Origin of the sequence: Pseudomonas sp. PICF6 (genome assembly GCF_009831705.1) — a bacterium.
Classification (GTDB): domain Bacteria; phylum Pseudomonadota; class Gammaproteobacteria; order Pseudomonadales; family Pseudomonadaceae; genus Aquipseudomonas; species Aquipseudomonas rhizophila.
Genome location: NZ_WUUD01000025.1, coordinates 132136 through 142947, shown reverse-complemented (window position 1 = coordinate 142947; position 10812 = coordinate 132136). Strand labels below are relative to the sequence as shown.

Here is a 10812-nt window from a genome sequence, read left to right as displayed (position 1 = left end):
GTTTCAGGCAGACCGCTATCGCGAGCAGGCTCGCTCCCACAGTTTTGATCGGGGTGTTCACTGATCCGGTGTCCGCCTCAGATCCCCTTTGGATTTCAAAAGTCAGGCAGCGCTGGCCGCAGGTGGGCTCGAAGGCCTAGACTTCGCCAGTCTTCAACCCAGGAACGCCCCGTGACTTCTATCTTCTGGTACGACTACGAAACCACCGGCATCAACCCGCGTTGCGACCGACCCTTGCAGGTGGCGGGGATCCGTACCGATTTCGAACTCAATGAAATCGACGAGCCGGTGAACCTGTATTGCCAGCCCAGCGAGGACATCCTGCCGCATCCGGCGGCTTGTGCGATCACCGGCATTACCCCGCAATGCCTGGCCGACAAAGGCTTGACTGAAGCCGACTTCATGACCCGTATCCACGGGCAACTGGCCGCGCCCGGCACCTGTGGCGCCGGTTACAACACCCTGCGCTTCGACGACGAAATGACCCGCTATAGCCTCTATCGGAATTTTTTCGACCCGTACGCGCGCGAGTGGCAGGGCGGCAATAGCCGCTGGGACCTGATCGACCTGGTGCGCGCCGCCTATGCGCTGCGCCCCGAAGGCATTGTCTGGCCGCAAGAGGAGGGCCGCGTGACCCTCAAGCTGGAGCGCCTGACCGCCGCCAATGGTATTGACCACGGCCAGGCTCACGATGCGTTGTCGGACGTGCGCGCGACGATCGCCTTGGCCCGTCTGATCCGCCAGAAACAACCCAGGCTTTACGAGTGGCTGTTCCAACTGCGCAGCAAACAGAAAGTCATGGATCAGATCCGCCTGTTGCAGCCTATGGTGCATGTTTCCGGGCGTTTCTCGGCCGCGCGCAACTACATCGGGGTAGTTTTACCATTGGCCTGGCACCCGAAAAATCGCAATGCCCTGATTGTCTGTGACTTGCACCTGGACCCGCTGGGTTTGCTGGACCACGATGCTGAAACCCTGAGGCAACGTTTGTATACCCGCCGTGAAGAACTGCTCGAAGGCGAGTTGCCGGTGCCTCTCAAACTCATTCATATCAACAAGTGCCCGGTGGTCGCGCCGCTCTCGGTGCTGCGTGCCGAGGACCAGCAGCGGCTGCAACTGGACATGGACGTTTATCAGGAGCGTGCGCTGCGGCTAACTGACGCACAGCAAGTTTGGCAGGACAAACTTCAGGCCATTTATGGTCGCGAGGATTTCACTGCCAGTGAGGATCCCGAGCAGCAGTTATACGCAGGCTTCATCGGCGACCGCGATCGTCGATTGTGCGAGCAAGTCCGCATGGCTGACCCTGCTCAATTGGCTTCAGAACACTGGCCTTTTGATGATGAGCGTTTACCGGAGTTATTGTTCAGATATCGCGCGCGCAACTTCCCTGAGACCTTGACCGGCGAAGAGCAGGAGCGTTGGAGACTTTTCTGTCAGCAGCGTTTGTCCTCCCCGGAATGGGGGGCGCCTAATACCTTGCAAAGTTTTGATGAGGCGATGGAGGAATGGATGGCCGTTTCCACGCCATTGCAGCGCGAGGTACTCATAGAGTGGCAGGGCTACAGCCAGCAATTGCGTAAACGTTTAAGCCTTTGAGTGGCGATGAAGTGGGTAAATCGCAGGCATAAAAAAACGCCAGCAATCGCTGGCGTTATTCTGTTCGCATAAAGCGGCGCGAACCGGTGAGGCTTAGCCCAGCAGGGTTGCCCAACCTTCAACCACGTCACCGCCCCACTTGGCTTTCCACTCTTTCAGAGTCTTGTGGTTGCCACCTTTGGTTTCGATGACTTCGCCGTTGTGCGGGTTTTTGTATTGCTTAACTTTGCGAGCGCGTTTGGTGCCGGTAGTTTTTACGGCGCCACGGGTTGCCTTGCTCGATTTGGCTTCTGGATCCAGCATGGCAATGATGTCACGCAGCGATTTCTGGTATTCGCCCATCAGCGTGCGCAGTTTGCCTTCGAATTCCAGTTCTTTCTGCAGCTTGTCGTCTTTAGACAGAGCTTTCAGGCGTTCTTGCAGTTCTTTGATTGCTTCTTCGGTGCTGCGGTATTCATTGATCAAGGACATGAGGACTACCTTATGTAGGACGCGGGTGACAAGGAGACAGTGAGGCAATAGTAATCAGACAGTTTCATCAAGTAAACATTTAACCGATGTTTTATTTAATTAATTAGTGCAGCCTCGCAAAAACGGCGTTGCAGTTAAATACTGAAACACAGTCTTCACATCTGCTCACAAATATAGCGTGTTGCCAAAGGTCCGGCCCATTGCTGCCCGGGCAGACAAATGTGCGCGGCGTGTCATCGATACTGCAGTTTTGCCGCGCAATGGCTAGAATGGCCGCCTTTGTGAAGTTCTGGAGTTCCCCTAATGCGCACTTTTCGGCTGGTGATCGCTTGCCCGGACCGCGTCGGCATCGTTGCTAAGGTCAGTAATTTTCTGGCGTCCCATAATGGTTGGATCACTGAAGCGAGCCATCACTCGGACACTCACAGTGGCTGGTTTTTCATGCGTCACGAAATTCGTGCCGACTCGCTTCCCTTCGGCATCGAAGCCTTTCGTGAGGCGTTCGCACCGATTGCCGAAGAGTTTTCGATGGACTGGCGAATCACCGATACCGAGCAGAAAAAACGCGTGGTGCTGATGGCCAGTAAAGAATCTCACTGCCTGGCTGATTTGCTGCACCGCTGGCACAGCGATGAGCTCGATTGCGACATCGCCTGTGTCATTTCCAACCATGACGCCTTGCGCAGTATGGTGGAGTGGCACGGTATCCCTTATTACCACGTTCCGGTCGACCCACAGGACAAGCAGCCGGCGTTTGCCGAAGTTTCGCGGCTGGTCAAACAGCACGACGCCGAGGTGGTGGTGCTGGCCCGCTACATGCAAATCCTGCCGCCTTCCTTGTGCAGCGAATACGCGCACAAGGTCATCAATATCCACCACAGCTTCCTGCCGTCGTTTGTCGGTGCCAAGCCGTATCACCAGGCCTCGATGCGGGGTGTGAAGCTGATTGGCGCCACCTGCCACTACGTGACCGAAGAGCTGGACGCAGGGCCGATCATCGAGCAGGACGTTGTGCGCGTCAGCCACAGCGACAGCATCGAAGACATGGTGCGTTTCGGCCGTGACGTGGAAAAAATGGTACTGGCGCGCGGCTTGCGTTATCACCTGGAAGACCGAGTGCTGGTGCACGGCAACAAGACCGTGGTGTTCTGACTACACTGCAAAGGGCCTGGGCGAGTGATCACCAGGCCCTTTTTTCATGAGGTTCGCCATGACCGATCCATTGGACAAAGCCACCTCCCGAGCCCCGGCGACCCTGGGTGAGGGGTGCCTGAGCCGTTACGATCCTGAAGCGTTGAGCCCGGAGGATGGCACGGAGTTTCCCGACGCTGCGCAACTGTGGAAACAAATGCACCCCGAGGACGAACCAGCGCCTACCAAGCCTGAAAGCGGTGATTCCTAAAGGGGTGTCACGCCTGCCGCAGCTTGATCAACTTCTTGATCAACGGTCGCCCGACCATCAAAAAGAACACGGGTCCACCGGCGACCAGATAAAAGTAATAAGTCACCGCCCGCCAGATCAGAATCGCCGCTGCGGCTGTAGATTTGCCCACCATGGGCGCCAGCAGCGCCGCCGAGGTCAACTCTGCCGCCCCGGCGCCACCGGGCAGCAGGCTGAACTGCCCTGCGCTCAAGGAGAGCATCTGGATCAGAAAGCTCCAGGCCCACTGCAAATCCGCCCCCAGTCCTCTCAACGCCAGATACAACACGCTGTAGCGCAGGGCCCAGTGAAGGCAGGTCAGGCCGAAGACCTGGAACAGGGTCTGACGGGGCAATTTCAGGGTGTCGGTAAATGCCGCCAGAAAGTGCAGGATCTTGCGTCCCCAGCGTTGGCGAGTGGCGGTCTTTACCCGCAGATGTCGCAATAACCGAGCGCCCAGCAGAATCAGTTTGCGGTGGTAGCGGGCCACCAGCACGCAGCCGAACAGTCCGCCAAACAACGAGAAGGCACTCAATGCCAGCATCCATTCGATGCTCTGGCTGAGGTTCTGGAACAAGGCATAAAACAGGATGCCGACCAAGGCGCAGAGGAAAAACAGCAGATCGCTCAACTGATCCATGGCAAACACCGCGCTGCCATGGGCCGGACGCACGCCGTTGCGCGCCAGCAACGCCATCAGCGTCAGCGGCCCGCCACTGCCGCCGGGCGTGGCACACATGGCGAACTCGGTAGACATGACGATGCCAATGCTTTTCAGCCGGCCGATGCGCCCGCGGTGTTCACCCAGCAGCAAACGCAGGCGCACGGAGTTCAAGCCCCAGCACAGGACAATCATGCCGAGCATGGTCAGCAGCAGTGACAAGGGAAAGCGCTGCACCCGCGACCACATCTCCCCGCCACCCATCAACCACGGCACCAGTAGCGCCAAGAGCAAGGCGGCGCCCAGCCATATCAGCCGTTTCATGCGGCGTCGCGGACCTGCAGGCCCTGGGTCGCCAGCCATTGGACCTTGGTCATCGGTACGCGGCCGTCGTTGAGCAGGCGTTCGAGGGTGCGCAACCAATAATCCCGGGAGAACCCATGGCGCATGTCGACGGGATGCAGGCCGAGCCGAATGACTGGTGCCTGGCGCCAGCGCTGTTCACGTTGATCATTGATGACTTTGGAAAGGCCACGGCGCCAGGCGCTGCGGGCGCTCCATACCAGCCCTGGGGCGTCGATCGGGGTGAAGTCCGGCAAGCGATAGAGACGCTGGGGATCGCTGGTGTAACTCAGCGGCAACTGGCGCAGTGCCTGGCGCGTGCCTTCGCTCATGAGCCAGGCGGGCGCAACGAAACCCTCCAGCGGCCACTGGTAACGCTGGAAGGTTTCGACACCCGCGCGCAGGCGGGCGAGGGCCGCCTCCTCGGACAGGCTGTAAAACTCGCCTTCGTGGGTATACACCCGGCGCATGAACCAGTCCTTGGGATGAGTTGCCGGCGGACCGTCGTCGCAATGGTAGTAGCCGTGTAGCACCAATTCGTCGCCGCGCTCGACCCGGTTGTCGAGCAGGCGCCGAAAACCGGGGTGATCCTCCAGCGCGTTGGCGTGGTGAAAGTCCGGCACCACCAGCCAGGTCATTGGCACCTGGCCGAGGGCGTCGACAGCTTCGACGAAGGGCTGGTAGTCGGGCCAGGTTTGCGGCGCCACGTCATGCAGCACCAACAGTAGGCTGGGCGATTGATTCATCGACACGGACTTCACCTCAACCATTGGCCAACAGGGGCAGTTGTTCACCCAGGACGCTGTGGTAGTGGCCCAACAGGCTGTTGACCACCGAGTCCCAGGCGTAGTGACGCTCAACGTGCTGGCGCGCCAGCACACCGCGTCGCTGACAGCCTTCGGCAAACAGTTGCCGCACGGCGTTGGCCATGGCCTGTGGATTGTCGGGCGTGCACAGCAGGCCGCAGTCTTCGTGGACGATTTCGGTGAAAGCCCCGGCCGCCACCGCCACCACAGGGATACCGCTGGCCATGGCCTCGAGAATCACCAGGCCGAAGGTTTCCTGGTCACCGGCATGCACCAATGCATCGGCGCTGGCCATGAGCCGGGCAACTTGCGGTGCCGGACAGAATTCATCGACCACCGTAACGTTGTCCGGGACCACGGCGGGCATGGACGAACCCACCAGCAGCAGGTGATAACGTTCGCCCAGGCGTTTCATGCACTTGAGCAGCACCGGCAGGTTTTTTTCCCTGGAACCGCGACCGGCGAAAATCAGCAGGCGCGTATCTTCGGCGATGCCCAGCTCGGCTCGCAGTTCCGGGTCGCGGGCGGCGGGGTTGAAGGTTTGCAGATCCACGCCCAACGGCTGCACGTAGACGTTCTTGACCCCCAACCCGATCAACTTGTCGGCCATGACCTGGCTCGGCGCCAGGACCCGGTCGAAATTGCCGTACAACTTGCTGACATAGGCTTCGATGTTGGGCGTGAACCAGTTGCCCATGCGGTTGCTGACCAGCAGCGGCAGGTCGGAGTGATAGAAACCGATCACCGGCACATCGAGCTGACGCCGGGCGTCCAGGGCAGCCCATGCGGTGAGGTAGGGATCGCCGACTTCAATCAGGTCCGGTTGTAAATCACGCAGGACATTGCGCCAGGGCGCCAGGCGGAGCGGGAAGCGGTAGCCCTTGCCGAAAGGCAGCGCGGGGGCCGGAACCTTATAGATCCCGTCGTGCTCGCTCAAATGCGCGCCTGGGATCAACAGACTGTGACGAATTCCGGGCCGATCACTCAGGCGCCGGTGCTTGGCATCCAGATAAGTGCGCACGCCGCCGCTGGCGGGGGCGTAGAACATGGTTATGTCCGCTATGTGCACGATGAACATCCCTCCGGTCCGTATTCTCCTTTGTTGACCTTTAGTAAGAATAGATGTTCGGTTGGGGTTGTGGGCGGCGGGATGTCTGTCAGCAGTGTGTTGTTTGAGAGGGGCCTATCGCGAGCAGGCTCGCTCCACCGTGGATCTGTGTTGTGCACAAAACCCTGTGGAAGCGAGCCTGCTGGCGATGGCGTCAGATGCGGAAACTGCCCACCAGTTGCTTCAACCGCGCCGCTTGCTGCTCAAGGTCTGAGCAGGCGCGCAATGTCGATTGCAGGTTCTCCACGCCTTCCTGGTTCAGCGTGTTGATCTCGATGATGTCCACGTTGATGGATTCCACCACGGCCGTCTGCTCCTCGGTGGCGGTGGCCACTGACTGGTTCATGCCATCGATTTCACCGATGCGCTGGGTCACGCTGTTCAGGCGCTCGCCGGCCAGGTTGGCGATTTCCACGCTTTCCTGGCTGTGGCGCTGGCTGTCGTTCATGGTCGTGACCGAATCCCGGGCGCCGACCTGCAACTCCTCGATCATGGTCTGCACCTGTTGCGCCGATTCCTGGGTGCGGTGGGCCAGGTTGCGCACTTCATCGGCCACCACGGCAAACCCGCGCCCGGCCTCACCGGCCCGGGCTGCCTCAATTGCAGCATTGAGGGCCAGCAGGTTGGTTTGCTGGGAAATACTGGTGATCACCTCCAGGATCTGGCCAATGTTCACGGTTTTGCTGTTCAGCGATTCAACGTTGCTGCTTGAGGCACTCAGCAAGTCGGACAAGCGATTCATCGCGGCAATGCTGCGATCCACCACTTGTTGACCATCCTCGGCCAGGCCACGGGCGTCGCTGGCCTGATGGGAAGCTTGCGCTGCATTGCGGGCGATTTCCTGAGCAGCAGCGCCTAATTGATTGATGGCCGCGGCCACGCTGTTGGTGCGACTGGCCTGCTCGTCGGAATTGACCATCGAGGAGTTCGACGCGCTCACCACCCGCAAGGCGACTTCGTTGACGTGTTCGGTGGCGGAGGACACTTCGCGGATCGAATTATGGATACGTTCCACGAAACGGTTGAACGCCGTGCCCAGAATGCCGAACTCGTCCTGATTCTGGATCGTCAGACGTTTGGTCAGGTCGCCGTCGCCATCGGCAATGTCTTCCATCGCCCGGGTCATCACATGCAGCGGTTGGATCAGCAAGCGGATCAACATGCTCAGCAGCGCAATGATGAACGCCACGGCAATGACCGTCGCCACGACGGCCGAGGTGCGGAAATCGCTGAGCATCGAGTAGGCCTTGTCTTTGTCCACCGACACGCCGACGTACCAGTTCACCGAGGGCAGGCCTTTGATCGGCGTGAAGGTCACGATGCGCGTATGGCCATCGACTTCGACTTCGCTGATCTGGTCGCTGATCTTCGGGGTGTTCGTCGGGTAGGCTTCGGCCAGGGTTTTCATGACCAGGGCTTTATCCGGGTGTACCAGGATCTTGCCGTCGGCGCTGATCAGGTAGGCATACCCCATGCCGTCGAAATTCACGGTCTTGAGGTTGTCCACAATGGTCTGCAGGCTCAGGTCGCCGCCCACGACACCGACATTTTGCGTGGCGTTTTTCGAGGCGCTGGCGATGGAAATGATCAGCCCGCCGCTGGCAGCGTCGATGTAGGGTTCGGTCAGGGTCGAGGTGCTGCTGCTTTGTGCGCCTTTGTACCAAGGACGTACGCGCGGATCGAAACCGTCAGGCATCTTCGCATCGGGGCGAATGATGAAACTGCCCTGGGCATCGCCAAGGTAGGACGCCATGAAGGTTGAGGTCAGCGCTTTCTGTTCCAGCAGGTGGGTGACGCTGCTCGGGTCCGGGGTGACGGCGATGTTCTGGGCCAGGTTCTCGATAAGCAGGATGCGACCGGTCAGCCAGGTCTGAATGTTGTTTGCCGTGACAGCACCCATTTCATGCAGGTAGCTGTCCAGGTCGTCACGGATGGCGTTGCGTTGCAGGTAATCGTTGTAGGTCGTGAAGGAAGCGAAGGCTGCAATCACGATGAGCGCGGCGGCTATTAGAATTTTATGGCTAAAGCGCAGGTTTTTATTCATGGCTCGGGGGTCCGCTAAGGTCTTGGTACGCTAAGCGTGCTTATATATATAAGCGCGCAAAAATGGCTTCATAGTGAAAAAAAGCTGATATTTCCTTCTCTCCTTAGGGAATTATCCGACCTTGTTTTCAGTAGGGTCTGTCGCTTTAGATATCGGCCATGCAAGGCCATAGATTAACCACAGGTGACGAAATGCCTGACTCATCGCAACTTGTTATTGGCGCCGACCTTACCGGCCAACCCATCGCCCAGGCCATGCGCCTGGCCAACCGGCATGGTCTGGTGGCAGGTGCCACCGGCACCGGCAAGACCGTCACCTTGCAACGCCTGGCCGAGACGTTCAGCGATGCCGGCGTTGCGGTATTCGCCGCAGACATCAAGGGCGACCTGTGCGGCCTCGGCGCCGCCGGCAACCCCCAAGGCAAAGTCGCCGAGCGTATCGCCGGCATGTCCTGGCTCGGCCACAAACCCCAGGCTTATCCGGTGACCTTGTGGGACATTCATGGCAAGTCCGGTCATCCGCTGCGCACCACCCTGAGTGAAATGGGCCCGCTGTTGCTCGGCAGCCTGTTGGAACTCACCGACAGTCAGCAATCGGCGCTGTACGCGGCCTTCAAGGTTGCCGACCGCGAAGGCCTGTTGCTGCTGGATCTCAAGGACTTGAAGGCACTGCTCAATCATCTCAGGGACAACCCTGAGCTGCTGGGGGACGACGCCGCTTTGATGACCACCGGTTCCAGCCAGGCTTTGCTGCGGCGCTTGGCCACATTGGAGCAACAAGGCGCGGATGCGCTGTTCGGTGAGCCGGCCTTGCAGCTTGAAGACATCCTGCAACCGGCCAGCGACGGCCGCGGCCCTATCCATTTGCTGGACGCCAGCCGTCTGGTGCATGAAGCACCAAAAGTCTACGCAACGTTCCTGCTCTGGCTGCTGGCCGAGTTGTTCGAGCAATTGCCCGAGCGCGGCGACGCGGACAAACCGCTGCTGGCGCTGTTCTTCGATGAAGCCCATCTGCTCTTTGCCGATACCCCCAAGGCGTTGCAAGAGCGGTTGGAGCAAGTGGTGCGGCTGATTCGCTCCAAGGGCGTGGGGGTGTACTTCGTGACCCAGTCGCCAGGAGACTTGCCGGACGACGTGCTGGCGCAGTTGGGCCTGCGCATCCAGCACGGCTTGCGGGCCTTCACCACCAAGGAGCAGAAATCCCTGCGGGCGGTGGCGGACGGTTTCCGGCCCAACCCGCAATTCGATGCGCTGACAGTGCTGACCGAGCTGGGTATTGGCGAAGCCTTGGTGGGCACTTTGCAGGAAAAGGGCACGCCGCAAATGGTCCAGCGTGTGCTCGTGGCGCCGCCACAATCGCGGATCGGGCCGTTGACCGACGCTGAGCGCGCCGGGCTGATCGCCCGTTCCCCTTTGCAAGGGCGTTATGACAAACCCATTGATCGCGAGTCGGCCTATGAAGTGCTGATGGGGCGCAAGGGCTTGGAGCCGCAAGCCGAAGAGGCACAGGGCAAGGCGAGCGCTGAAGAACCGAGTTTCACCGACAAGGCCGGGGAATTTCTCGGTACGGCGGCCGGCCAGGCATTGAAATCGGCGATGCGCCAGGCCGCCAATCAGTTGGGACGGCAACTGGTACGTGGGTTGATGGGGTCGTTGCTGGGGAGCAAAAAGCGCCGGTAACCGGCTCGGCACAGTTCAACATTGTGGGAGCGAGCCTGCTCGCGATGGCGATTCAACAGGCGCCAAATGTACCGACTGATCTGCCGCTATCGCGAGCAGGCTCGCTCCCACAATTGATCTGTGTCGTACACAAAATCTGTGTTCACTGAAGATCTCCTGTGGGAGCGAGCTTGCTCGCGATAGCGATTCAACTGGCGACCTGGAAGTCAATCCTTGGGCCGCGCATGTGCCGCCAACCGCTCCAGCGCCGCCCGCAGGTTGGGGTCGGTGATGCCATCGGCGGTGGCCTGGATGGTGGCGGCTGCGTCGGTGGACAAGTCCAGCGTGTGCCCCTTGACGGCGACTTGCACCGTGGGCGGTTGTACCTTGAACAGAATCCGCGTCAGGCCGGCAAATTCCTCGAACGCCTGCAATTGCCTCAGCAGGCGTTTTTGCTGATAGCGCAAGCGCGTGGCCCAGTGACCGTCCGTGACGATCAGCAGCAGGCTGCCTTCGCGCCAGGAGGCCACGTGGCAGTGCTCGCGAGCGGCGGGCTGTAATTGGCTGTCCAGCAGGCGCTGCAAGTGACCCAGTCGTTTGGCGTGGCCGAAGATGGCTTTCAGCGGTTTGGCTTCGCGCAGCAGAACGGCGGGAACCTTGGCTGGAAGAGGGCGAAAGGCCATGAACGAATACCGCAAGTGAC

The 10812-nt window shown here is 59.9% G+C and carries 10 protein-coding genes and 1 pseudogene; 4 read left to right on the top strand and 7 right to left on the bottom strand.

What is annotated here, in order from left to right:
• The first annotated feature begins 171 nt into the window (after positions 1–171).
• Positions 172–1599, top strand: coding sequence for an exodeoxyribonuclease I (gene sbcB / locus GSM73_RS16660; RefSeq protein WP_047227095.1), 1428 nt, complete (start codon positions 172–174; stop codon positions 1597–1599).
• A 93-nt stretch (positions 1600–1692) separates the two neighbouring features.
• Here the strand turns inward: sbcB and mvaT are convergent, their stop codons facing one another.
• On the bottom strand, positions 1693–2070 hold the full coding sequence (gene mvaT, locus GSM73_RS16655) for a histone-like nucleoid-structuring protein MvaT (protein WP_047227094.1): 378 nt from the start codon (positions 2068–2070) through the stop codon (positions 1693–1695).
• 303 nt (positions 2071–2373) lie between these two features.
• Here mvaT and purU point away from each other — a divergent pair, with 303 nt between their 5' ends.
• Positions 2374–3222 (top strand): formyltetrahydrofolate deformylase, encoded by an 849-nt coding sequence (gene purU, locus GSM73_RS16650; RefSeq protein WP_047227093.1) that lies wholly within the window; start codon positions 2374–2376, stop codon positions 3220–3222.
• Positions 3223–3280: 58 nt separating this feature from the next.
• On the top strand, positions 3281–3472 hold the full coding sequence (locus tag GSM73_RS16645; protein ID WP_076383681.1) for a hypothetical protein: 192 nt from the start codon (positions 3281–3283) through the stop codon (positions 3470–3472).
• Positions 3473–3479: 7 nt separating this feature from the next.
• On the opposite strand, the gene GSM73_RS16640 is transcribed toward GSM73_RS16645, so the two are convergent.
• The 5 genes and pseudogenes from GSM73_RS16640 to GSM73_RS28250 all read right to left on the bottom strand — a co-directional run.
• The gene (locus tag GSM73_RS16640; protein ID WP_076383682.1) at positions 3480–4475 is read right to left on the bottom strand and encodes a lysylphosphatidylglycerol synthase transmembrane domain-containing protein; all 996 of its coding nucleotides are present in this window, start codon (positions 4473–4475) and stop codon (positions 3480–3482) included.
• Positions 4472–5239 carry a DUF2334 domain-containing protein gene (locus tag GSM73_RS16635; protein WP_076386563.1) on the bottom strand — a complete coding sequence of 256 codons (768 nt, stop codon included), beginning with the start codon at positions 5237–5239 and terminating at the stop codon, positions 4472–4474. Before GSM73_RS16635 ends, GSM73_RS16640 begins: the two co-directional genes overlap by 4 nt.
• A gap of 16 nt (positions 5240–5255) precedes the next feature.
• Positions 5256–6377, bottom strand: a complete 1122-nt coding sequence (locus GSM73_RS16630) for a glycosyltransferase family 1 protein (protein WP_047227089.1) — start codon at positions 6375–6377, stop codon at positions 5256–5258.
• Positions 6378–6561: 184 nt separating this feature from the next.
• Complete coding sequence (locus GSM73_RS28255) at positions 6562–7326, bottom strand: methyl-accepting chemotaxis protein (protein WP_372241391.1); 765 nt, start codon at positions 7324–7326, stop codon at positions 6562–6564.
• Positions 7327–7419: 93 nt separating this feature from the next.
• A pseudogene (locus GSM73_RS28250) lies at positions 7420–8451 on the bottom strand (cache and HAMP domain-containing protein); the annotation flags it as partial.
• A 191-nt stretch (positions 8452–8642) separates the two neighbouring features.
• Between GSM73_RS28250 and GSM73_RS16620 the strand changes: the two are divergent.
• On the top strand, positions 8643–10130 hold the full coding sequence (locus GSM73_RS16620; RefSeq protein WP_160893264.1) for a helicase HerA-like domain-containing protein: 1488 nt from the start codon (positions 8643–8645) through the stop codon (positions 10128–10130).
• A gap of 206 nt (positions 10131–10336) precedes the next feature.
• Here GSM73_RS16620 and GSM73_RS16615 read toward each other — a convergent pair whose 3' ends face one another.
• The gene (locus tag GSM73_RS16615) at positions 10337–10792 is read right to left on the bottom strand and encodes a DUF721 domain-containing protein (protein ID WP_047227086.1); all 456 of its coding nucleotides are present in this window, start codon (positions 10790–10792) and stop codon (positions 10337–10339) included.
• Positions 10793–10812 lie beyond the last annotated feature (20 nt).